The sequence below is a fragment of the Bradyrhizobium elkanii WSM2783 genome (assembly GCF_000472865.1).
GTDB classification, from domain to species: domain Bacteria; phylum Pseudomonadota; class Alphaproteobacteria; order Rhizobiales; family Xanthobacteraceae; genus Bradyrhizobium; species Bradyrhizobium elkanii_A.
The window spans coordinates 144,640-168,227 of sequence record NZ_AXAP01000005.1 but is presented as its reverse complement, the minus strand read 5'-3'; the positions used below and the strand labels follow the sequence as shown (position 1 = coordinate 168,227).

Here is a 23,588-nt window from a genome sequence, read left to right as displayed (position 1 = left end):
CGCATCAGCTTGATGCGCACCGGAGCAACACGTCGCGGTGCCCGTCCGAACTCCAAATGACCTGAGATCGTCGAGGGACCAATCCAGCGCATCATATTGCTTTCCGAACGCCTAGCAACCTTAGCCAAAGGTGTTACAGGATAGCCAAAGGTGTTACCCGACAGCGCTGCGTCCGACAGATCGAAATAGGAATAATATCGCGCCGCGCGGCAAAAGCATGCGCGCGCGAGCTGCCACGGCGATGATGCCGATTTTCAATCGAATGATTGCAAGTGACTATGGGGCGGCCGGTGTCGCAATTTGCGACACGGCCTCAGGTGCTGTCACGGCGAGGCGTGACCGCCGGCGGCAATGAGATGATCCGCGTGCCGTACTTGAGCCCGTGGCCGGCCGAACGGGATCTTGGTCCGGACGCTCTGGTCGATCGGCGAGGGCGATGCGCTTCGGCTGGCGGTTCGCCAGCGCGCCGGCGTTTCCCCGGTGATGCGCTTGAAGACAGTCGAGAAATGCGCTTGGGTGCAAAAGCCCACTGCCAATGCGACCTCGGCCAGGGGCGTCTCGCCGTCGGAGAGGATCGATTTCGCGCGCTCGACGCGCCGATGCAGCAGATATTCGCGCGGACGAAAGCCTGTCGCCGCCCGGAACTGGGCCGCAAAATGCATGCGGGACAGGCCGGCGGCCTTGGCCAGATCGGCAAGACTGACGCTGCGATGATAGTTTGCGTTGACGTACTCTTCGACCCGCCTGAGCCGCCATTTCGGCAGCGCGTTGACCTTGCTCCGCGGCGTCTCGAGTCGGGCGATATGCATGGCCAGCGTTTGACCAATGCAGCGGGTGAAAGCCGGGTCCCTGGCATTGCCGCGCTCGATCAGCGCCCTGCCGAGCTGCTCGGCAAAGGAGTCCCGCAGCAGGATGAGGTCGCCGAGATCCTCGCCGGTCGCACAGGGCTCGGCCGCGGCGCGGTGCCCGTGAAGATAGTCGGCCGAGACATGGAAGTGCAGGAAGTCGTAGGGGGCGTGAAACTGCGCACCAAGCTGGGTCGAAGGCGCCGTGACGTGCAGCGTGCCCGCCGGCATGACCCCGTCGAAAATGATCTGCCGCCCCCGTGTCAGGGTGAGGCGCGTGCTCTTCAGGGCGATCGCCACCACATATCGACCGGGCGGCGTTGCCGCCTCCTCGTATCGGGAGCCGGTTTGCGAACCCGCCCAGCGCGAAATCGCGATCTCCCCGATCGCAGCCGCATCATCCTGTTTCAGGTCGCGCCACTTGTGCTCCTGGCGGAGCCCTTCGGCATCAGGATGGACGTGGTGCGATTCCGAGCCGACCGGGAGGCTGACGTGAGGGCGGCTCAGCCTCTCGTTGATAGCCTGCGTAAGCATCGCTCATCCTTTCTAGTTTCGGTCGGCATCGCCTGCGACCGAGGAACTCTGCGAATGCAACAGTTGCAATTCTGAAGAGCATATGCCCTTCGCGCTATGATGCCCGTTATAGATGCTTAGCGGGTGTTAGATATTGCAAATGGCGGCAACGTGCTCGCCTCCGCGTCGAGGCGAATTTGCTTTAGTTCTGAGAGAGTTGGCCGCGGATAAAGCCGTGAGGGAAGTCGTTAGTATGCCCGTTCTATACCTTCGTATAGCTTTCGGGTTATCTGCCTGGGCCGCCAGAAAATTTGCTTCGCTTCTGAAGAAAAAATATCCGACCATATTGTAGGGATTGTCAGGCATCCCTTGCGATGCCGTCGCTTGGCGTCACATCGACAATAGCGTGGTCGTCGTCATCTGCGTCTTGCGCATCCAGGCGATCGGCAAGGTGAATTGAAGCGAGCTGGAAATGCGGGATGTGACCTGATCCTGCAACTTCAATAAATCGGCCGCGCTTCCGTCGACGCGATCCGCCCACAACTGCTCGCCGTTTTCGGCGTCGACCAGCCGCGCATTGATGCGAAGCTGCTCGGCGGAGCGAAGCACCGAACCGAGCAGCAGGTAGCGGACATTCAGCTCCTGACCGATCCGTTTGGGATCGATCCTCTGGTTTCTGTCTGTCAGTGCCGAGCCGCCGGTGATGACGACAAGAGCCGGGATGTTGACGGATAAGTCCGTCGTCAGGTTCTCGACGACGGCGTCGCCGAAATAATCCTGCGCCGGATCGCCGCTGAGATTCTCGAAGGGCAGCACGGCAATGGAGAGGCGCGGCGCCGGCATCACCACTTGCCTGCGGCTGATCCAGTCATTGAGCGCCTTGTAGGTCGTCCAATAGCCGGTCAGGCCGCCCAATACGGTGCCCACCGCGGCGAGCCCGGCTATTCCCGTGACGATGCGCCTTGTGCGTTGATGCCAACGCGGCGCAAAGCGCCATATATACGCGATACCCAGCGCTCGCTCCGACGAGATGTTCGAGCTGCCGGCCGTTGTTGTTGTCTCGCGGTCAAATGCTCGCCCATCGTTGAGCATGGCGATAGTCCGATCCTGAACGAATTTCCGTGCGGCGATTGTATCGAAGCCGCACCCATATCTACACGAAGGGTACGTCAGCCGATAAGGCTTCGCCAGAATGCGCAAGAACTTTTCGTTCGATCCGGAATGTCGGCCGTACTTTTTCGACATGCGCTTGCTGTCGATCCCAGACGATCGATCCTGCAGCGCCCCCGTTGCGTGCATTTCCGAAAGAGATCGGCCGCTTTCGAAAGATCGCTTCACGAGGCGTAGTTAGATATCACGGAATCGGCAGCGCTCCCGGGGGCGGTTCACCTCGCCGCACTGACGTCTTCCGGCGGCTCCACATAGTACCCCGAATAAGTATCCACGAAGCAAAGGTGATCGTGGACCGTTTTAACGCCGGCGGTGTTCTCGGCGAGAACGATGGCCGCCTTGCGCGTGCTGTCGTCGAAGATGACACCATGGAGATGAGCGACGCCGTTGCGCACGGTGACCTGGAAGCCGGCGGGCCGCCAGTCTGTGCCCTGGATCTGACGCAGGATACGATCGCGGATATGTTGGTCGTCAGCGGTCGGCTCGGGGATTTCCTTGGCAAGGCTCGCGACCGCCTGAAGGATGTTGGCGCGCGTGATGATGCCGACGAGCATCTTGCCGCTCATCACCGGCAGGCGCTTCACGCGCCTCTTTTCCATGATGCGCACGAGCTCGTCCAAGGGCGTCTGCTCGTCCACCGTGATCGGATCCGGCGTCATGACGTCTTCGACGTGACGCCCGCGTTCATGCACGAAATCGATCGCCGCGCGGCCGGGCCCGGCGAAGAAATGCAGCCAGCCCGGGCGCCGGCGGCCGGTGCCGATCTCGCCGCGGCAAAGGAAGTCGCTCTCGGAGACGATGCCCTTGAGCATGCCGTCTTCGCCCATCACCGGCAGGCCGCTCAGGTGACAGCGCAGCATGATGTTGGCGGCATCCATGATGGATGCATGAGGGCTGACGGTGATGACGTCCCTGGTCATGATCTGGTGGGCGCGCATGGCATGTGTCTCGAATCCAGAGCGTTTTCAAGCGAAGTGGATACCGGTTCGCGTAAAGAAAACGCGTCAAACAAAGAATCTAATGCGACATCAGCGTCGGCACAGTCATCGAGCGCAGCATGTCGCGCGTGACCCCGCCGAGCACGGTTTCCTTGAGGCGCGAATGCCCGTAGCCGCCCATCACCAGGAGATCGAGCGACTCGTCGGCCGCGAGCGACAGGATGCCCGGCTGGATTTCGGAATCGTCCATCCTGAGCGAGGTCAGATGGACCGCGACGCCGACATGCGCCAGGTACCGCGCGAGATGGGTCGGCGACGCCTCGCTCGGCACGTTGTCGTCTTCGTTGACGGTGATGACCGTCAGCGTCTCTGCCGCCTTCAGGAACGGCATGGCGTCATGCAAGGCGCGCGCCGCAACGCGGCTGCCATCCCAGCAGATGCCGATCCGCTTTGCCGTGAACGCGCCCTTGAATGTGTAAGGCATGAACAGCACCGGGCCGCCGGCCTCGAATAGGGTTTGCTGGGCGAGGTTGTTGTCGAAGGTGTCGCGATCGACTTCGGGCTGCGACACGATCGTCAGGTCGTGCAGCCGCGCGGCCGCGCCGACGATCTCGACGGCCTCGCCCGGAAGCGCGCTGAGGGCGCGACAGCGGTAGGTGATGCCTGCATTCCTGGCCTGCGCCTCGAACATGCGCAACGCGCCGTCAGCGCGCTCGAACGCGCGCTGACGCTCTATCTCATAGATCGAGCCGACCGCGGCGCCGCCTTCCGCCGTCATCGGTATGCTGCTTGCCTCGTAGCCTATCGCCAGCGCTTCAAGTTCGGCTTTGGACGTGGCCGCGAGCGATATCGAGCCATCGGCGACCGGACGCGTCGACAATTCCGTGGGCACCAGCACCAGAATGTTCTTGTACATGAATCTCTCCCTGATGACGGACGAAAGCCGCCTGCGGGCGCTTCCCGTCGTTGGCGAACTCACTATGTCAGCGCAGTTTCCTCCCCTTGTTGACCCACATCAAAGGGCGTTTGGCCTCCTTTCTTTATTGGTTCACGGCCAGGTTGCAGAGGCAAGGGAGGATCGACATGGGACGCGTTGCGTTGGTTACGGGCGGCGTTCGGGGCATCGGCGCCGCGATCGCCCGGGCGCTTCAATCGGAAGGTTACCGCGTGGCGGCGACCTATGCCGGCAATACCAAGGCGGCCGAGGCGTTTCACGCTGAAACAGCTATACCGGTGCTTCAATGGGACGTCGGGGATTTCGCCGCCTGCGGCGCCGGCGTGAAGCGGGTGGAAGCCGCGCTCGGTCCGATCGACATTCTCGTCAACAATGCCGGTATCGTGCGCGACAGCAGCCTGCACAAGATGACGAAGGCGCAATGGGACGCGGTGATCAATACCGACCTCAACGCCTTGTTCAACATGTGCCGATCCGTGATCGAGGGCATGCGGTCGCGCAAGTTCGGCCGCATCGTCAACATCGCCTCGATCAACGGCCAGAAGGGCCAGTTCGGACAGACCAATTATTCGGCCGCGAAGGCCGGCGAGCTTGGCTTCACGCGGGCGCTTGCGCTCGAGAGCGCGAAGGTCGGCATCACCGTCAACGCGATCTGTCCCGGCTATACCCACACCGAGATGCTGGATGCCGTCTCGCCGGAGGTCATAAAGGATGTGATCCTGCCGCAGATTCCGGTCGGCAGGCTCGGTCGGCCCGAGGAGATCGCGCGCGCCGTCGTCTTTCTCGCCGCCGACGAGGCCGGCTTCATCACCGGCTCGACGCTGTCGATTAATGGCGGCCAATATATGAGCTGAGCCATCGAACACCATCACTGACGCAAGGAGAAGCAATGTCCAGCTCTGCGACACGAACTACGACCGCGACGCATGCGCATGCGGTCGTTTGGATCGATCATCTCACCGCAAAGATCTTTTCGATGGGCCTCACGGGCGTGGATTCCATCGTGGTGCCGGCGCATCTGTCCTCGACCCATCTTCACCACAAGGCCAACAGCATCGGCTCAGGCAAGGTCGAGAGTGATCCCGCTTTCCTGGTCAGCGTGGGGCAGGTGCTGCAGAATTGCACCGACGTCCTGCTCATGGGGCCGGGGAACGAGAAGACCGAGCTGCTGCATCATCTGCAGGACACCTACCCGAACATCATCCTTCGCGTCGAGGCGAGTGATCACCCGACCGACAAGGAGATCATCGCCCGCGGCAAGGAATTTTTCGGCTTCGCCTGAATTTGGAGCGCGCTGCGGACCTCACCTCTCCCGCTTGCGGGAGAGGTCGCTGCGCCTTGGCGCAGCGGGTGAGGGCTCTCTCCACTCAGGGAATCCCAATGCGGAGACACCCTCAACCCCAGCCCTCTCCCGCAAGCGGGAGAGGGAGTGCAGCATCCATTGCGGATGCAATTCATCACGCTCCCGTCGAGCGCCGTCGGCGGCGCGTTGGTGGCGAGCTCGGCAGATCATGCCGAAGCGCGTTCGATGGCCGGTTTCGACGATCAGCATCACGGCGTTGCCGCTGACCACGCTGGTCCCGGCAAAGAGCGCGTTGCTTGCTTCAGCGGGCAGGGTGCCGCGCATGGCGCGGTGGTCTTGCTCGCCGGAAACGGCTCGCCCGTCATCAAGGCCTCGTTGACCTGCAGTTCGTGCACGTCCAGCACGATCTCGTCCGCGGGCACGAGGTCTCCGGTGCGGAGGTGAACGACGTCGCCCGGCACCAGTTCGCTGACCGGAAGGGAGACGATAGCCCCGTCGCGCACGACGTCGGCCTGGATCGCCACCGACTGCCGCAACGCTTCGGCGGTCAGTTCGGCGCGGTGCTCCTGGACGATGTCGAGCGTTAAGGACATGCCGATCACGAGCACGATGATGACGAAACTGCCGATGTCGCCGCTCATGCCGATACCCATGGGCGCTCGCTGCATGCGGTTCGGACCGCCCGATCCATGCGGGAGGCCGTGGCAAACCAGTTTGACGCAGCTCAAACCGTCGCTGGCGGCACTAGCGTAAATGGAGTCAATGGAGGTTGGTATGACAAGCCAGGCCATGGATTCCAAAGTCATTCCATTCGAGCCGGTCAAGCCGCCGTTGCAAGTCGGCGCGGCGGTCCCCGCGGTACCAGCACCGTCCGAGCCGGTATCGGCGTTCGACGTGATCGATCACCTCGCCCATGCCATGATCGCCCGCTGGACTGGTGGCCTGTCTCCCGCCGCGCTTACGCTGGCGCTGCTCGACTGGCAGCTCCATTTGGCGATCTCGCCGGGCAAGCAGTTGACGCTTGCACGGGATGCGATCCGCGACGCGATGCAGTTTTTCGAGACACTCGCGAGCCCGCATCCGGTCTATCGCACCTGGGGCCTGATCGCGCCGGCGCCGACCGACCGGCGGTTTTCCGAGCCGGACTGGGAATTGCCGGCCTTTAACATGCTGGCGCAGGCGTTCCTGCTGACCGAGCAGTGGTGGCAATCGGCCACCACCGATGTCCATGGCGTGGCGCGGCAGGATGCGGCGATTGCGGATTTCGCGATCCGGCAGTGGCTGGACGTGCTGGCGCCGACGAATTTCGCGCTGACCAATCCCGAAGTGCTGCGCAAGATCATGGAGACCGGCGGCGGCAATTTCGTCGGCGGCCTGCACAATTGGCTGGAGGATTGGAAGGCGCTGGTGACCGGTCACGGGCCGGAACATAGGTTCGTCGTTGGACAGAACGTCGCTGTCACCAAGGGCAAGGTGGTCTACCGCAACGAATTGATCGAGCTGATCCAGTATTCGCCGACCACGTCGCACGTCCGGCCCGAACCGATCCTGATCGTGCCGGCCTGGATCATGAAATATTACATCCTCGATCTGTCGCCGCACAATTCGCTGGTGCGTTTCCTGGTCGAGAACGGCTTTACCGTGTTCATGATATCCTGGCGCAACCCGATGCCCGAGGACCGCAACATCAGTCTCGAGGACTATCGCCGGCTCGGCGTCGATGCCGCGATCGAGGTCATCAACCGGATCGTCCCCGGCCAGCCCATTCACGCCACCGGCTATTGCCTCGGCGGTACGCTATTGTCGATCGCGGCGGCGCGGCTGAGCAAGGAGAAGCCGGACTGCCTGGGCACCGTGACGCTGCTGGCCGCGCAGACCGACTTCACCGAGGCCGGCGAACTCACGCTCTTCATCAACGAAAGCCAGGTCTCGTTCCTCGAGGATATGATGTGGCAGCGCGGCGTGCTCGAGACCACGCAGATGGCAGGCGCCTTTCAGATGCTGCGTTCCAACGACCTGATCTGGTCACGGATGATCCGCGACTACCTGATCGGAGAGCGGCAGCCGCTCAGCGACCTGATGGCATGGAATGCGGATGCAACACGCATGCCCTATCGGATGCATTCGGAATATCTCCGCCAGCTCTTCCTCGACAACGACCTTGCCGAAGGGCGTTATCGCGCCGATGGCAAGTCGATCTCGCTGTCCGACCTGCATGCGCCGATGTTCGTCGTCGGTACGCTTCGCGATCACGTCGCTCCCTGGAAATCGACCTTCAAGATCCATTTCCTCGCCGATGCCGATACGACGTTCGTGCTCACGAACGGCGGACACAATGCCGGCGTCGTCGCAGCTCCCAACGAGCCGTGGCATTCCTACCAGGTCCTGACCAAGCTGAAGGAAGGGCTCTATATCGGGCCGGATGAATGGCTGAAGGTGGCGCCAAAGCGCGAAGGCTCCTGGTGGCACGAATGGGTCGCGTTCCTGAATGCCCATTCCGGCGAACCGGTTGCGCCGCCACCCATGGGCGGCGCCGGCAAGGACGCCACCGCGCTGGAGGATGCGCCCGGCCGATACGTGCTGCAGCACTAGCGCTTTCGTCCACGATGCGGGCCCCGCGTCACCTCGCCCCGCTTGCGGGGAGGTCGAAATTCAAGCTTGCTTGAATTTCGGGTGAGGGGGAGTCTCCGCGAATGCATCACTCACCGTCTTCGCGGAGAGAGCCCCTCACCCCAACCCTCTCCCCGTAGGAACGGGGAGAGGGAGAAGGACCGTCATCGCCCCGATTTAATCTACTGGTGCGGCACCGCGCGGAAGGTGTGGGATGCTTCGCTCCAATGTCTCCTCCGGCGTGCCCGACGCATCCACGAGCGCCCAATCGACGACGCCGGTGTCGATGCTGTCCTGAAACAGCGCCACGTCCCGGGTTGCGTCGGAGGCGTCATTCCGGCGTGCGCCGATGCGTGCGAGGCGGACGGCGGTCTCGGCAGCAAGGAATATCCCGAAGAAATCGACGCCGCAGGAGGCCGCAAGCGGGCGAAGCTGGTTTCGCTCGTCTTCCTTCAGGAACGCTGCGTCGACCAGCGCGGAAAATCCCTGCGCCAGCACAGCTCGCGCGCGATCGAGCATCGCGTCATAGACGCGCTCGGACGTTCCGGGCGCGTACGCCGTCTCGGGGAGCTTGACCATCGGGCCAACTCCGAAGATCTCCTTGCGGATCACGTCCGAGCGCAGCAGCACCGCGCCGGGCGCCGGCTGGATCACTCCGGCAATGGCGCGCGCCAGCACGCTCTTGCCGGTGCCTGAGCGGCCGCCGACCGCGATCAGCGACGGCTTTCGCGGCGCGATCAGTTCGCCTGCGAGTTCGAAATACGACTGCGCATCCGACAGCACGGCGGCGCCGCCGCCTTGCGCATGCTTGGTCAGGAGCACATTGGCTCTGATTGCCGCGCGGATGGACAGGAACAGCGGCAGCAAGGCAAGCGCGCCGGCGTTCTGCTGCCACGTGGCTTGCAGATAGGAGTTCAACAGCCGGTTCGCGGCAGCACGGTTGCCGAAATGCAAGAGGTCCATCAGCGGAAAGGCCAGGTCGTAGAGCACATCCGTGGTGGCGATGACGGGGTCGAATTCGATCGCATCGAACAGGCGCGGCTTGCCATCGATCATCACGATGTTGCCGAGATGCGCGTCGCCATGGCATCGGCGCACCCTACGAGCGGCGGCGCGCTGCTTGAGAAGCACCTTGTTCTTGGTGAGCAGATCGCAGCTCAGCAGATGCAGGCGCTCGACCTCGGCGCTTGCAAGTGCGGGATGGCTGCGAAACGCTGTCGTGTTGCGCTCGATGATGCCGGGGAGCGAGGCGAGCCAGGTCTCGCCATCCGAAACCGGTGCGCTGTCGTGGGACGCGGCGATCGCCTCGGCCAGCGGCTCGGCTAATTTTGGCGTGATCTCGCCTCGAACCGCCAGATGGTCGAACGTCTGGTTCTCGTCGAACCGGGCCATCTCGACCGCCCACTCGATGACGTCTCCCTTGCCGCCGATTTCGGGGCCAGCTTCGCCTTCGGTGATCGGCACCACGCCGCGATAGATTTCCGGCGCGAAACGCCGATTGATGGCGATCTCCTCCTCGCAGGCGTGCTTGCGTTTGTCGAGCGAGGAGTAATCCAGATAGGGCAGCCGCACCGCACGCTTGACCTTGTAGACGCGGTCGGGCTTCAGGAACACGATCGAGCCGTGTGTGTCGACGCGACGGGTATCATGCCCGCCGGACGGCTTGCCGAGAAAATCCAGTACGCGGTCCTGGTCATCAGCGCCTTGACGCGGGGGCGGTGGCGTCATGGCTGCAGCACCGCCGCGCCGATCAGATTGCCGCTGCGCAAGCGCTCCAGCGCCGCGTTGGCCTGATCCAGCGGAAAGCTGGTCGTCGTCGTCTCGATGCCAGCCTCGCGCGCCACTTTCAGAAAATCCCTGCCATCCTGGCGTGTCAGATTGGCGACCGTGACGATCTGCCGCTCCTCCCAGAGAATATCATACGGAAAGGATGGAATGTCCGACATGTGGATGCCGGCGCAGACCACGCGGCCGCCTTTGCGTAACGCACGCAACGCCTGCGGCACCAAGGCGCCAACTGGCGCATAGATGATGGCGGCGTCGAGTTCGGCCGGCGGCCTGTCGCCGGAAGCGCCCGCCCAATCGGCGCCAAGCGACAGAGCGAGTTGTTGCGCCTCCGTATCGCCGTCGCGCGTGAAGGCGAAGATCTCGCGGCCTTGCCAGCGCGCGACCTGAGCGATGATGTGGCCCGCCGCGCCGAAGCCGTAGATGCCGAGGCGCTTGCCGTCGCCGGCCATCAGCAGCGAGCGCCAGCCGATCAGGCCGGCGCAGAGCAGCGGCGCCAGCGCGACATCGTCGCCGTCCTCGCCGAGCGGAAAGCAATAGCGCGCATCGGCGATGAGGTGGCTCGCAAACCCGCCATCGCGCGTGTAGCCGGTGAAGCGCGGATAATCGCAGAGATTCTCCTTGCCCTCGCGGCAATAAGGGCAGGTGCCACAGGTGAAGCCGAGCCAGGGCACGCCGACGCGCGCACCTGGCGCGAGGCCGTCAACGCCTTCGCCGAGCAGATCGACCCGGCCGACGACCTCGTGACCGGGAATGATGGGATAACGGATGTCAGGCAACTCGCCGTCGACGACATGCAGGTCGGTGCGGCAGACGCCGCAGGCGGAAACTTTGATGCGCACCTCGCCCGGTCCGGGCAACGGATCGGGACGCTGCTCACGCACGAGCGGCCTGTTGGGTGCTTGAAGAAGCATGGCGTACATCAAAAATCCCTCTCTGTGGCCACAAGGGAAACGTGCTCACCTGTGCGCGTTAGTTCCAGTCTGCCGCGCATGTGCCGGGTCTTGCTTGATTTCGCTCAACGCCGTCCTTCGGCCAGGCCGTAAAGTTCCGACACCAGTTCGGCTTACATAGGAGGCAATCATGATCAAGCCTATGGTGCCTGTGACCACTGATCGCAATGTTGCCCGTCGCGAAGCCAATCCATTCGCGTTCCTGCAGCAGGAAATCGATCACCTGTTCGAAGGCCTTTCCCGCAACTTCCCGGCCTTTGCCGCGGCCGGCAGAAGCCTGCCGAGCATGGATGTCAGCGAGACCGACAAGGCGATCGAGATCACGGCGGAACTTCCCGGTCTCGAGCAGAAGGACGTCGAGCTCAATCTCACCGACAACCTTCTCACCATTCGCGGCGAAAAGAAGAACGAGCGCGAGGAGAAGAGCAAGGATTACCACCTGGTCGAGCGCAGCTTCGGCTCGTTCGCACGCTCCGGCGAATTGCCGGCGGGTGTGAAAGCGGAAGATATCTCCGCCGAGATCTCCAAGGGCGTCTTTAAGGTGACCGTGCGCAAGCCCGAGCCGAGGCAGAGCAAGCAGATCGAGATCAAGACGACGTCGTGATGCGGAAGGTAGGGGCGACAGAGGCGGGCTAGACGTCGTCAAACCGGCTCCGTCATTCCGGGGCGATGCGCAGCTTCGAACCAGGAATCCATTTCACCACTTGCGCACGCGGCATAATGGATTGCGGGCGCGCGCGTTGCGCGCCCCGGAATGACGAGTCGCTGGAATCGCTGAACGTTGCGCTATATGCTGCAGTGCGATGATCGATGGTACAGGCGAAGTTCTTATCCTTACCGGTCCGCCAGGATCGGGAAAGACAACCACGGCAAAAATCCTTGCCCACGAGCCGGGTATGGCCAAGGTGCATCTTCACGCCGACGATTTCTGGCATTTCATCAAGCACGGTGCGATTCCGCCCTATCTGCCGGAGGCGCACGAGCAGAATCGGAGTGTGGTTCGTATCCTCGCAAACGTGGCGGAGGGATACGCCAGAAGCGGCTATTTTGTTCTCCTGGATGGCATTGTCGGGCCGTGGTTTCTGGGGCACTTCCACTCACTCAGGGTCGCTCTGCACTACATCGTTCTCAGGCCCCCGCTCGAGATTGCCATCCAACGCTGTCGCGCACGCGGAGGCGATACACTGACCGATGCGGAACAGATCACGGTGATGCATCAGCAATTCTGCTCGTTGGGAGATCTCGAACGGCATGTACTCCAAACCGACGGATATAACCCGGAACTGACAGCGCGCGAGGTGAGCAGGGCGGTGCAGAGCGGAGCGTTCCGATTGCCTGGATGATGGGGTGCTGTGCTGGAACGATGATTGCCGGGCCACGGCACTCTTCACCGTTCTCGGCGTTGTAGCGCTGGGACTTGCGCAGTCCGCATCCAACAGCAGTACGGAGCAAGCATGGCTGTCGAGACGGAACTGAAATTCCGCGTCGGCGCGCGCGACCTCAAATCTCTCGCCGGCTGGCGCATTCCCGGTGGAAAAATGGGTGAGCGATCGGACAGCGATCTTGTCTCGACCTATTTCGATACCGGGAAGCACAAGCTGAAGAGCCGCGGTCTGACGCTTCGGGTGCGGCAAAACGGCAGCACGAACATCCAGACGATCAAGTCGGCGAACGGCGCGCAGTTTGGCCGAGGCGAATGGGAAGCGGAGATCAAGGACGACGCGCCGGACCTTCGTGAGGTCGACGACACGCCGCTCGAGCCGCTCGCCAACGGAAAGCTGCGCCGCAAGCTGAAGCCCGTATTCAAGACGGCGGTTCATCGCACCACCGTTCCCGTCCGCACCAGGAGGAGCGAGATCGAACTCGCCATCGATCGAGGGAAGATCATTGCCGGCCATCGTGCGAGCCCCATCGAGGAACTCGAACTCGAGCTGAAGAGCGGCCGGCTTGCCGACCTGTTCCGTGTTGCCAGAGCGATCGAGCGACGGTCGGGAGCCGAGCTCGACCTGCGGTCAAAATCGGACCGCGGCTATGGCCTCGCGCAGGGCAGGGAGGAACAGGTCGTTTCCGCTGAGCCGATCGAACTCTCCGCCGACATGACGGCGGGCGAGGCGTTCCAGGTCATCTCCCGCGCGACGGTTCGTCATTTCTCCGGAAATGCGGATGCGGTCCGCAATCTTGATGCGGAAGGCGTTCACCAGATGCGGGTCGGGCTGCGCAGGCTCCGCGCGGCAATCTCGCTGTTTTCGAAGGTGCTGCCTGGTGCTGGAACGGCAGCCGTCAAGCGCGAACTGAAGTGGCTCACGGCTGAGCTCGCGCCAGCGCGAGAAATCGATGTTTTCATCAAGGAGCAGGTCGAGCCGGTCACGCATGACCGCGCGCTGAGCCGCGGCGGCAGGGCCATCAAGGACGAGTTCGACGAGAAGCGCGCCGATGCCCTTGCGCGCGCGAAGAGGGCGGTGAACTCGGAACGGTTCCGTAGGCTGCTGGTCGACACGCTGGAGTGGGTCGAGTCGAAGCCGGCTTCGGCGAACGAACATATGCATGTTCCGATCGAAAAATTTGCGGCCGACGTCTTGCACCGTCGCACCAGGAAGGCGCGCAAGCAAGGCCGGCACCTTGACCGCCTGCAGCCGCGCGCGCGGCACAAGCTCCGGATCAGGATCAAGAAGATCAGGTATGCGGTGGACTTTTTTGAGTCGCTTTTTCCGGCCAAGCGCGAGCGAAAGAGGCTCAAGCGCCTGTCCAGCCATCTCAAGAAGATCCAGGATGCGCTCGGCGCGCTGAACGACTTTGTTGCACATCGGAAGATGGCGCTGGCGGCAGCGCTGCAGGCGCCGCGCGAGAACAGGCGGGCCCGCGCGCTCGCGGCCGGCGTCGTGGTTGGCCGGGAGGACAAGGCGGTCAGGCCGCTGATGAAGACAGCGCTCAAGGAGGCACATCGGCTGCAAGTGGTGTGAAACCGACTGCGTCTACTTCGATTTGCCCGGCGTCGCGCGTTTGCTGCCGGCGATCTCCGCTTCCCATCCGAACACCGAGCGGCCGCCGAGCGCGGGCGATCGGTTGCGCTCTTGCGCGACGAACGCATCGAACGATGGGCCGGTTGCGGTTCGCTCCAAGAGGCGCGCCTGACTGTCGAGGCGCTTGAATGCCTGCATCTCTTCGTCGCGGCCAAGGCTCGCCTGCTGCACGGCGGATTTCAGCACGCGGATGGTCTCGTCATAGACCTTGATCGGCACCGGATAGGGATGGCGGTCCTTGCCGCCATGGGCGAGCGAAAACCGCGCGGGATCCTTGAACCGGTAGGGTGCGCCGTGGACGACCTCGGCGACCATCGCGAGCGACTGCACGGTGCGCGCGCCGACGCCCGGCGTCAGCAGCAATTCCGGAAAATCGCGCGGGCCGCATTCGGCGGCCGCCGCCAGCGTGCCGTGCAGGCGGCGCGTGAACACGTCGCTGGCGCGGACGTCATGATGCGCGGACATGATCAAATGCGGCAGCTCCGGCTGCGCATCGGGCTGTTTCGACAGCGCGGCATATTCGCGCGCGATGCCGTCGGGCCCGAGCGCGCCGAGCAGATCGAGCTGCGCCGAGCGCGAGCGTTCGGCGCGATGGTCGGTCAGGTTGATGATCTCGCCCTGCGCGGGACCATCGATGGCGCTGTGCGGCTCGTCGACGAAGCTCTTCAGAGTTTCGGAATGCCAATGATAGCGGCGCGCCTGCCGCTTATCGCCGTTCATGCCCTGCTGCACCACGGTCCACTTGCCGTCCTCGGTGACGAAGAACCCGTGCAAATAAAGCTCGAAGCCGTCCTGGACGGCGGCGCTGTCGACCTTGGCCACCAGCCGGCTGGCACGCGTCAGCGCCACGCTATCGAAGCCGGTGCGTTCGCCGAGCGCGGTCAATTCGTCCGGCGTGCGGCGCGAGTTGCTGCCGCGGCCGCCGCAGACATAGATGCCAAGCTCGTCTTGCAGCGGCGCGAGCCCGCGCTTTAATGCGCCGATCACCGAGGTGGTGATTCCAGAGGAATGCCAGTCCATCCCCATGACCGCGCCGAAGGATTGGAACCAGAACGGATGGGCGAGCCGCTGCAGGAACTCCTCGCGCCCGTAATGGTGGACGATCGCCTGCGTGATGATCGCGCCGAGCGCCGACATGCGCTGGCCGAGCCACGCGGGCACGCGCCCGTTATGGAGCGGAAGATCGGCGCTACCGGTTCGTCGTGCCATGAGGCTCCTGGTGCTGAATCAGGTGGAGTGTAGCAGTTCTTGCTTCACCTCTCCCATAGGGAGAGGTCGCGCCGAAGGCGCGGGTGAGGGGATCTGCTCTATCGCGGGACCGGAACCCCTCACCCGGCGCTGCGCGCCGACCTCTCCCTGTGGGAGAGGTGATCGAAGCGTCCCTCGCGACTAGTCCCGCATGGTGCGGAACGTAATGGAATAGCGCGGCGCCTCGACGGCTGGAATGCTGTGCTCCCAGACTTGCCTTGCCTCACCCGAGAGCAGGTAGATCGATCGGGGCTGCGCCTCCAAGGTGAAGCGTTCCCACTTGTCACCGGCTGGGCGGCGGAAGCGGAACTTGCATGGCGATCCCAGCGACAGGCCGAAGACCCGGTCGTAATGTGGTTTGTCGCGATGCCAGCCGATGCCGACGCCGGTGTCGTATTCGGTGCAGAGCACCTGCGCGATCTCGGTGCCTGGTCCGCCGAAGGCCTCGACCCGCTCGATCACGGGGCTGAGCCAGTCCGGGATGAAATCGGCCTCACGCAGCCGTCGCTCCGTATAATCATAGCGGAAGCCGAACGAAGCCACGCGCCGCTTGCCCTGATATTGGCCGAACTGGAACGGCTGCAGCGGCAGCGCCGCGATGCGCGCGATCAGTTCCCGCTCGACCTCGGACGAAATGAAATCGGCGGCATAGCGCAATCCCTCCGGCGCGGAGGAATTGTCGGCAAATAAGGCGAGCTGCTCGGTCAAGCCGGCGGTCCTTCTGAGCGTGCGAGGGGCAGCCCTGATATAGGGTGGAGCGGCGCCGAAAGAAGGGGCCCGCCGCCGTCGCTCCAACCGGAGTCCGCGCGACGGCCCTCCACCCAGGGCGCGTCACTCCGCGGCCATCTCCTGCGCGCCGCCGAGCAATTTCACATTGAGCCGGCCGCCGGCGAACAGCATGTCGTCGAGCGCCTCGTCGATGTCGGCTGATATTACCGACTTGCCACCGTCGCGCGCGATGCTGGCCTGCGCGAGGCGTCGCATCAGCTCCTTGATGAAGGCGGCGCTGACGCCGTCGGTGCGCCGCACCCCCTCGTCGACGATGCTGTCCTCGAGCGGCAGGCTCCTGCCGTAGAGCCGCACCAGCTTGCCGCGGCCGATCGCATCCGGCAGCGGCACCTCGATCGCCTGGTCGATGCGGCCGGGCCGGCCGGCCAGCGCGCTTTCAAGCTCTTCGGGACGGTTGGTGGTGAGCACGAACAGGATGTCGGCATCCTCCTTCAATCCGTCCATCTCGTTCAGCAGCTTGTTGAGCAGCGATTCCTCGCACGGACCCATCAACTCGCGGTCGACGGCGATCAGGTCCACGTCCTCGATCACGACCATCGTCGGCTGCAGCAGTCGCGCCAGATTCATGTAAGCTTCGAGCAGCCCGATCTGTTCGGCGGTGATGATCAGCGTCGTATGTCCCGGCAGATTGGTGGCGAGATAGCGGATGGTGTGAGTCTTGCCAGTGCCCGGCGGCCCATAGAGCAGGATGCCCTTGCGCGTCGACTGGCCAAGCCGGCGCAGCGCGTCGCGGCTGCCGACAAAGTTCAGCACGTTGCGTTCAAGCAGTCTTAGGGTCGGTTCAGGCAGGATAACGGCCTCGCGATCGACGGGCGGCAGCCGGTGCACCGTTATGCCCCTTGAACGTCCGCGATATTCAGCTCCGCCGTCGAGCGAAAGAACCTTGCCGCGATAGGAGCGCGCTGCCTGCACCGCTTGCTCGAGCTCCGAAAAACAGCGCTGAACGAAGGTGTCGCCGGCTGCGCCGGTCGGCACCGCGATCTCGATCCGGATCGCGTCCTCGTTGCGGGATTCGCGATAAATGGACAGCAGCACCGCGTAGCGAAGTTCGCCGGCGCGGCACAGCCACAATCCGTTGTTGAGACACTTTACCGCTGCCGGCTCGCCGACATCGACGTCATAGTACTGCGGGGGAGCGATCACTGGCGCATTGCGCCCGTCGTTCATCAATCCCGCAAAGGTCAGCGTCTCGTAGCGATATTCTTCGTGAACGCCGAAGAAGTGGATCGGTGAAGAGAGCAATCGATCCAGCGCGACCTGAACGTCCGCACGCATGTGACCCGGAAAGCCGCGCGCCCGCGTCACGAGCTGATTGCGTGGAATGCCGGCAAAATGCCAATCGATCGCGACGTATGTGTATCTGAACTCGTCGCCCTGCAATTTTTCGGATGCATCCCTTGCCGCGAGCAGGCAGTCGCTGCAGAGGCAGGCGATCTTGTCGTCGAGCTGCACCTCCTGCACCGGCGGCGGCGCGCCGCACAAATCGCAGGGGCCGCTGGTCCTTACCGCTTCGCTGGTGATCTGAAGACCATGCCCGGCCGCGTTGATGCGTTGTTGCGCGGTTTTCCATAAGGCCGCGGCGACCCGAGACGGATAGGGGCCACAGGTCGCGCTGCCCTGCTGGTCGATCTCCGCCGCGAACAGGATCGCCTCCCGCTCCGACTTGCCGAACACGGCGCGCAAGAGCTCTCTGACGAACTCTCGAGGCGTATCATCATTGTGGAAGGTAAACTGAAACGATTCGGCGCCGGTATACCCGTCGTCCATGAAATACCTCTTTAACGCAACTTAAGATCGAAAGAACAAAAAAAGAACATCATGAAACGTGCCGTTCGTCAAGCGGGCCAGGCAGGAAATCTTCGAGCACTTCGCTGGAAGACGATTCGACACATCTTCGGCAGATTGACGGCGCACAGACCGCGATACCGATTCGCCGTTCGCGCGGGCCGCGCTTGTGAACTGTCTCTCACCGCCGCTTGATCAAATCGGCGGGCATGGTCCATAAGCGGCGCCTCGCGACCGGCGGTTCGGTTGCGTCGAAGTTGTTCAGGGGAATTGCGTGGCAAAGATTCATCAGCAGATTGCGCAAGAGCTTGGCGTGCGCGAGCAGCAGGTCGAGGCGGCCGTCACGCTGCTCGACGGCGGCGCCACGGTGCCGTTCATTGCCCGCTATCGCAAGGAATTGACCGGCGCGCTCGATGACGCGCAGTTGCGCACGCTGGAAGAACGGCTCACCTATCTGCGCGAACTCGAGGAGCGCCGCACCGCGATCCTCAATTCGATCCGCGAGCAGGGCAAGCTCGATGCCGCGCTCGAAGCGCAGATCATGGCTGCCGACAACAAGGCGCGTCTCGAGGATATCTATCTTCCCTACAAGCCGAAGCGCCGCACCAAGGCCGAGATCGCCAAGGAAGCCGGGCTCGAACCGTTGTCCGAGCTGTTGATGACGCAGCCGCAGCATGATCCGAAAGCGCAGGCGGCAGCCTTTGTCGATGCCGACAAGGGGGTGGCCGACGTGGCCGCGGCGCTGGAAGGCGCGCGCGCGATCCTGGTCGAGCGCTTCGACGAGGATGCCGATCTGATCGGCGCGCTGCGCGAGGAGGTGTGGGCGAACGCGCGCATGGTCTCGACCGTGCGCAAGGGCAAGAAGACCGAGGGCGAAAAGTTCAAGGACTATTTCGACTTCAGCGAGCCGCTGCACAAGCTGCCGTCGCACCGCATCCTGGCGCTGTTCCGCGGCGAGAAGGAGGAGATTCTCGATCTGCAGATGCAGCCGGAGGCTGAGCCGCCGGTGGCTGGCGTGCCCAGCGCTTACGAATTGAAGATTATGAAGCGCTTCGCCATTTCCGATCTCGGCCGTCCCGGCGACAAATGGCTGATCGAAACCGTGCGCTGGGCGTGGCGCACCAAGATCCAGGTGCATCTCAACATCGACCTGCGCATGCGGCTGTGGACCGCGGCGGAGACCGAAGGCGTGCGGGTGTTCGCTTCCAACCTGCGCGACCTGCTGCTGGCGGCGCCGGCCGGCGCGCGCGTCACCATGGGGCTCGATCCCGGCTATCGCACCGGCGTCAAGGTCGCCGTCGTCGATGCGACCGGCAAGGTATTGGCGACGACAGCGGTCTATCCGCACGAGCCGCAGCGCCAGTGGGATGAGGCGCTCGCGATCCTCGGCAAGCTCGCGATTCAGCACCGCGTCAACCTGATCGCGATCGGCAACGGCACCGCCTCGCGCGAGACCGATAAGCTCGCAACCGAACTGGTGAAGCGGCTGCCGGACCTGAATATGACGAAGATCGTCGTCTCGGAGGCCGGCGCTTCGGTCTATTCGGCTTCGGCCTATGCATCCGAGGAACTACCGGGGCTCGACGTCACCCTGCGCGGCGCGGTGTCGATCGCGCGGCGCCTGCAGGATCCGCTCGCCGAACTCGTGAAGATCGATCCCAAGGCGATCGGCGTCGGCCAGTATCAGCACGATCTCGGCGAGAGCAAGCTCGCACGCTCGCTCGACGCCGTCGTGGAAGACTGCGTGAATGCCGTCGGCGTCGATGTCAACACCGCCTCCGTGCCGCTGCTGTCGCGGGTGTCGGGCATCGGCCCGGGCTTGGCGCAAAGCATCGTGCAGCACCGCGACTCGAATGGCCCGTTCAAGTCGCGCAAGGCGCTGAAGGAGGTGCCGCGGCTGGGGCCGAAGGCCTTCGAGCAATGCGCGGGCTTCCTGCGCATCAACGACGGCGAGGATCCGCTCGATGCCTCGGGCGTGCACCCCGAGGCCTATCCGGTGGTGCGCCGGATTCTCACGGCGACCAAGAGCGACATCAAGGCTCTGATCGGCAACAGCGAGATCATGCGCCAGTTGAAGCCGCAGTCGTTCGTGGACGAGACCTTTGGTCTGCCGACGGTCACCGACATCCTGCGCGAACTGGAAAAGCCCGGCCGCGATCCCCGTCCGGCGTTCAAGGCCGCGGTGTTCAAGGAAGGCGTCGAGGAGATCAAGGACCTCAGAGTCGGCATGATCCTCGAGGGCACCGTCACCAATGTCGCCGCCTTCGGCGCCTTCGTCGATATCGGCGTGCATCAGGACGGTCTGGTGCACATCTCGGCGATGTCCAGGACCTTCATCAAGGATCCACGCGAGGTCGTCAAACCCGGCGACATCGTCAAGGTGAAGGTGCTCGACGTCGAAGTCGCCCGCAAGCGCATCGCGCTGACGCTGCGGCTCGATGATGAGACCGGCAAGAAGGATTCGAAGGGCTCGTCGAGCGACCGTGTTCGCGGGCCAATGACGTCCTCCGCCCCGCGCAAGCAAGAACAACCCGGCAACGCCTTCGCCGACGCCTTCCGCCGCGCCAGCGAGAAGAACGGCAAGCCGTTACGCTGAGCGGAACTGCTTAGTCTGACACGGAAGCTAACTTCCGTGTCAGAATCTGTCGCCTTTGTCAGTTGAAGTTGAAGGAGCTTTTAGCTCTCCTGATCGTTCTCCTGTTGCGACGCGATGCGTCGCTGCAATTCAACCAGGGAGGAATCGGGATGAAGAGCAAGCTCGTCAATTCCCTTATCGCGGGTGCGCTCACGACCGCGCTTGCGTTCGCGTCGCCGGCCTTCGCTCGCGGTGGCTTCGGGGGCGGCGGCGGTGGCTTCCATGGCGGCGGCATGGGCGGCGGCTTTCACGGCGGCGGCATGGGCGGAGGCTTCCGCGGCGGTGGTATGGCCGGAGGTTTCCGCGGCGGCGGCTTCGGAGGCGGGATGCACGCCATAGGCGGAGGAACGCGCTTCGGCGGCATGGGCGGAGGACCGCGTTTTGCCGCTATCGGCGGCGGTCCTCGTTTCGGCGCCATCGGCGGAGGACCGCGTTTTGTGGGTGGGCGGTTTGCCGGTGCGCGGTTCGCGAATGCGAATGCTGCATTCGCGCCGCGCTTCGCGAGCCCCGGCTTTCGAGGCGCAGCTTTTCGAAGCGCAGCCTTCCGGCATGGCTTCCATAACCGCTTCTTCCGCAACCGCTTCAATCGCTTTGCGTTCATCGGCGTGCCCTTCGGCTACGCCGCCTACGCTGGCTACTACGACGACTGCTGGACCCAAGTGTGGACGGGCTATGGGCTGCGGTGGGTCAACGTCTGCGGGTACGACGGTTACTACTGACTGCCGAACCACGGTGTGATGAGCGCGACACGGCACCTTCCGGCGCGGCCTCGCCGGGTGGGCCTTGGGTGACCGTCACATTCATGTGAGCCGTCCCGCGCAACCATCGGAGTACGATGAGCGTCTCCGACAAAGCCAGCTGCGCGACGTCCTGGACTGCAGGAACGCCGCGCGTTCGTGGCCAGTCATTCGGAAGAACACCATGACGGCAGGTCATCGCCGCATTCTCGTCGTCGAGGACGACGCGGAAACTGCCGGCCAACTCGCCGAGCAACTCACGAGCAGCGGCTATGAGGTGGATCTGGCCGCGAGCGGCAACGAAGCGCTGCGGCGCGGCACGTCTCGCGATCATGCCGTGATCACGATCGACCGCATGCTTCCCGACATCGATGGCCTCACGGTCATGCGTCAATTGCGCGACGGTGGCGTCGCTGCTCCCTTCCTGATCATCAGCGCGCTCGGCGAGGTCGATGATCGGGTCCGTGGCCTGCGCGCCGGCGGCGATGATTATCTGGTCAAGCCCTTCTCCTTTGTCGAATTGCTGGCGCGGCTGGAAGCGCTTGGCCGGCGCAGCGAGACCATCGCCAAGGACACCATTCTGCGGGTCGGCGATCTCGCCATCGACCTGATCTCGCGCACCGCCAACCGCGGCGGCAAGGCCATTCCACTGCTTCCGCGGGAATTCCAGCTTCTGGAGTATCTGGTCCGCAACGAAGGCCGCGTTGTCTCCCGCGCGATGCTGCTGCAGCACGTGTGGGATCTCCACTTCGATCCCTCGACCAATATCATCGACGTCTATGTCGGACGCGTGCGTCGCAAGGTCGACGACCAGCAGGCCTATCCGTTGATCCATACCGTCCGCGGCATGGGGTACTGTCTCCGTGCTCCTGGCTGATACCCTGAGGTCGACGACCTTCAAGCTGGCGCTGGCCGCGATCGTGACCTTTGGCGTAATCGCCGCCGCCATCTTCGCCTATGTCTATCTGTCGACCGCCTCTTTCGTGCGCAGCCGATCAGATCAGGCCATCATGGCCGAATATTCCGGCCTGCTCGGCGCTTACGAGCGATCAGGACGCAAGGAATTGATTGAGCTGATCCGAAACCGGGTGGCCGACAGCAGTTCCGCAGAAAAACTGTATCTTCTGGTCGATCATGCGTCCGCCGTTCTCGCCGGGAATCTCGACAAATGGCCTTCGGCGGCCACGACTGCGCAGGGATGGACGGAGTTTCATGCCCCTCGTGCGCCGGATGCCGCAAGCCAATCGCGGTTTCGTGCCATGTCTGCAACGCTGCCGGGCGGCGATCGTCTGCTGGTAGGAACTGACATCAGCGACCTCGACAGCTTTGCCGCCAAGATCTGGGCGGCGGTGATTGCAATCATTTTCCTGATGTTCGTGGTTGCGGTGGTGGCGAGCATCCTGGTCACGCAGCGGACAGTGGGACGAATAGAAGAGATCAACGCCACCAGCCGGGCTATCATGCAAAGTGGCCTCGACAAGCGCATTCCGCTGCGCGGCAGCCATGACGAATGGGATCGTGTAGCGGAGAACCTGAACCTGATGCTCGACCGCATCGAGGCCTTGATGGGAGACGTCAAGCAGGTGAGCGACAATGTCGCCCATGATCTGCGGACACCGCTCACCCGGATGCGCGGACGGCTGGAGAAGGCCTATCACGGCGAACGTATCGGCGAGAAAGATCTAGCGCTGATCGGCGACACGATCGCGGACCTCGATGCCGTCCTGGGGATGTTCTCCTCGATCACGCGGATCGCGCACATCGAGACCCAGGTGCGCAAGGGTGCGTTTCGCAACGTGAACCTGGTCGAGATCGCAAGCGAGGTCGTGGAACTCTATGACGCCGCGGCGGAGCGCGACGGTACCGATCTCTCCATCACTGGCGACCGCGAGGTGCGGGTGACCGGCGACCGCGATCTGTTGTTCGATGCCATCGCCAACCTCGTGGACAATGCCATCAAGCACGGTCGCGCCGGTGGCAAGATCGTCGTTGCCTGCGAAAACGTCGATGAGGAGGCCGTCATTGCGATCACCGATGACGGGCCCGGAATTCCTCCCGGCGAACGCGACCACGTCTTCAAGCGGTTTTACCGGCTCGAGCAGAGCCGCTACACGCCTGGAAACGGCCTTGGACTGAGCCTCGTCGCCGCCGTGGCCCACCTCCATGGCGCCCGGATCGAGCTGCTCGATCAGTCACCGGGTGTTCAGTTCAAGCTCTGGTTCTCAGCGCCAGCGAATTAGAGCATGATGAGATTAAGGTCGAGTTGGCGCCACGTCGGAAGTGCCTTACCTCTCCCCATCGG

At 63.4% G+C, this 23,588-nt stretch carries 19 protein-coding genes and 1 pseudogene; 10 read left to right on the top strand and 10 right to left on the bottom strand.

Going from position 1 to position 23,588, the window contains the following annotated elements:
• Positions 1-323: 323 nt before the first annotated feature.
• From YY7_RS50970 to YY7_RS0107465, 4 genes are all read right to left on the bottom strand, one after another.
• Positions 324-1,379, bottom strand: a complete 1,056-nt coding sequence (locus YY7_RS50970) for an AraC family transcriptional regulator (RefSeq protein ID WP_080663617.1) — start codon at positions 1,377-1,379, stop codon at positions 324-326.
• A 369-nt stretch (positions 1,380-1,748) separates the two neighbouring features.
• Positions 1,749-2,285: a hypothetical protein gene (locus tag YY7_RS56400; protein WP_196237232.1), complete on the bottom strand. Its 537-nt coding sequence runs from the start codon at positions 2,283-2,285 to the stop codon at positions 1,749-1,751.
• Between the two features lie 458 nt (positions 2,286-2,743).
• Positions 2,744-3,466: a CBS domain-containing protein gene (locus tag YY7_RS0107470; RefSeq protein ID WP_028162700.1), complete on the bottom strand. Its 723-nt coding sequence runs from the start codon at positions 3,464-3,466 to the stop codon at positions 2,744-2,746.
• Between the two features lie 79 nt (positions 3,467-3,545).
• Positions 3,546-4,382: a universal stress protein gene (locus YY7_RS0107465; RefSeq protein ID WP_028162699.1), complete on the bottom strand. Its 837-nt coding sequence runs from the start codon at positions 4,380-4,382 to the stop codon at positions 3,546-3,548.
• A gap of 167 nt (positions 4,383-4,549) precedes the next feature.
• Between YY7_RS0107465 and phbB the strand changes: the two genes are divergently transcribed.
• Together phbB and YY7_RS0107455 are read left to right on the top strand one after the other, a co-directional pair.
• On the top strand, positions 4,550-5,275 hold the full coding sequence (phbB, locus tag YY7_RS0107460; RefSeq protein WP_028162698.1) for an acetoacetyl-CoA reductase: 726 nt from the start codon (positions 4,550-4,552) through the stop codon (positions 5,273-5,275).
• Between the two features lie 35 nt (positions 5,276-5,310).
• Positions 5,311-5,703, top strand: coding sequence for a hypothetical protein (locus tag YY7_RS0107455; RefSeq protein WP_028162697.1), 393 nt, complete (start codon positions 5,311-5,313; stop codon positions 5,701-5,703).
• A 269-nt stretch (positions 5,704-5,972) separates the two neighbouring features.
• Here YY7_RS0107455 and YY7_RS62990 read toward each other — a convergent pair whose 3' ends face one another.
• Positions 5,973-6,377 carry a cation-transporting P-type ATPase gene (locus YY7_RS62990; RefSeq protein ID WP_028162696.1) on the bottom strand — a complete coding sequence of 135 codons (405 nt, stop codon included), beginning with the start codon at positions 6,375-6,377 and terminating at the stop codon, positions 5,973-5,975.
• A 121-nt stretch (positions 6,378-6,498) separates the two neighbouring features.
• Between YY7_RS62990 and YY7_RS0107445 the strand changes: the two genes are divergently transcribed.
• Positions 6,499-8,316, top strand: coding sequence for a PHA/PHB synthase family protein (locus tag YY7_RS0107445; RefSeq protein WP_245287218.1), 1,818 nt, complete (start codon positions 6,499-6,501; stop codon positions 8,314-8,316).
• A gap of 195 nt (positions 8,317-8,511) precedes the next feature.
• Here YY7_RS0107445 and YY7_RS50960 read toward each other — a convergent pair whose 3' ends face one another.
• On the bottom strand, positions 8,512-10,062 hold the full coding sequence (locus YY7_RS50960) for an AAA family ATPase (protein ID WP_035689496.1): 1,551 nt from the start codon (positions 10,060-10,062) through the stop codon (positions 8,512-8,514).
• On the bottom strand, positions 10,059-11,042 hold the full coding sequence (locus tag YY7_RS0107435) for a zinc-dependent alcohol dehydrogenase family protein (protein ID WP_028162694.1): 984 nt from the start codon (positions 11,040-11,042) through the stop codon (positions 10,059-10,061). Before YY7_RS0107435 ends, YY7_RS50960 begins: the two co-directional genes overlap by 4 nt.
• A gap of 160 nt (positions 11,043-11,202) precedes the next feature.
• On the opposite strand from YY7_RS0107435, the gene YY7_RS0107430 reads away from it, so the two are divergent.
• The 3 genes from YY7_RS0107430 (at position 11,203) to YY7_RS0107420 (ending at position 14,032) form a co-directional block, all read left to right on the top strand.
• Positions 11,203-11,676 carry an Hsp20/alpha crystallin family protein gene (locus YY7_RS0107430; RefSeq protein WP_349642650.1) on the top strand — a complete coding sequence of 158 codons (474 nt, stop codon included), beginning with the start codon at positions 11,203-11,205 and terminating at the stop codon, positions 11,674-11,676.
• A gap of 202 nt (positions 11,677-11,878) precedes the next feature.
• Positions 11,879-12,415 (top strand): AAA family ATPase, encoded by a 537-nt coding sequence (locus YY7_RS0107425; RefSeq protein ID WP_028162692.1) that lies wholly within the window; start codon positions 11,879-11,881, stop codon positions 12,413-12,415.
• A gap of 111 nt (positions 12,416-12,526) precedes the next feature.
• On the top strand, positions 12,527-14,032 hold the full coding sequence (locus YY7_RS0107420) for a CHAD domain-containing protein (RefSeq protein WP_028162691.1): 1,506 nt from the start codon (positions 12,527-12,529) through the stop codon (positions 14,030-14,032).
• 12 nt (positions 14,033-14,044) lie between these two features.
• On the opposite strand, the gene YY7_RS0107415 is transcribed toward YY7_RS0107420, so the two are convergent.
• From YY7_RS0107415 to YY7_RS0107405, 3 genes are all read right to left on the bottom strand, one after another.
• Positions 14,045-15,301 carry a DUF763 domain-containing protein gene (locus tag YY7_RS0107415; RefSeq protein WP_028162690.1) on the bottom strand — a complete coding sequence of 419 codons (1,257 nt, stop codon included), beginning with the start codon at positions 15,299-15,301 and terminating at the stop codon, positions 14,045-14,047.
• A 180-nt stretch (positions 15,302-15,481) separates the two neighbouring features.
• The gene (locus YY7_RS0107410) at positions 15,482-16,048 is read right to left on the bottom strand and encodes an alpha-ketoglutarate-dependent dioxygenase AlkB (protein ID WP_028162689.1); all 567 of its coding nucleotides are present in this window, start codon (positions 16,046-16,048) and stop codon (positions 15,482-15,484) included.
• Positions 16,049-16,171: 123 nt separating this feature from the next.
• Positions 16,172-17,896: an ATP-dependent Clp protease adaptor ClpS gene (locus YY7_RS0107405; RefSeq protein ID WP_028162688.1), complete on the bottom strand. Its 1,725-nt coding sequence runs from the start codon at positions 17,894-17,896 to the stop codon at positions 16,172-16,174.
• Between the two features lie 292 nt (positions 17,897-18,188).
• On the opposite strand from YY7_RS0107405, the gene YY7_RS0107400 reads away from it, so the two are divergent.
• The 4 genes and pseudogenes from YY7_RS0107400 to YY7_RS0107385 all read left to right on the top strand — a co-directional run.
• Complete coding sequence (locus YY7_RS0107400; RefSeq protein WP_028162687.1) at positions 18,189-20,510, top strand: Tex family protein; 2,322 nt, start codon at positions 18,189-18,191, stop codon at positions 20,508-20,510.
• A 149-nt stretch (positions 20,511-20,659) separates the two neighbouring features.
• Positions 20,660-21,268 carry a hypothetical protein gene (locus YY7_RS62985; RefSeq protein ID WP_028162686.1) on the top strand — a complete coding sequence of 203 codons (609 nt, stop codon included), beginning with the start codon at positions 20,660-20,662 and terminating at the stop codon, positions 21,266-21,268.
• Positions 21,269-21,470: 202 nt separating this feature from the next.
• The gene (locus tag YY7_RS0107390; RefSeq protein WP_028162685.1) at positions 21,471-22,163 is read left to right on the top strand and encodes a response regulator transcription factor; all 693 of its coding nucleotides are present in this window, start codon (positions 21,471-21,473) and stop codon (positions 22,161-22,163) included.
• A gap of 427 nt (positions 22,164-22,590) precedes the next feature.
• Positions 22,591-23,526: pseudogene (locus tag YY7_RS0107385) on the top strand (sensor histidine kinase); the annotation flags it as partial.
• Positions 23,527-23,588: the final 62 nt, after the last annotated feature.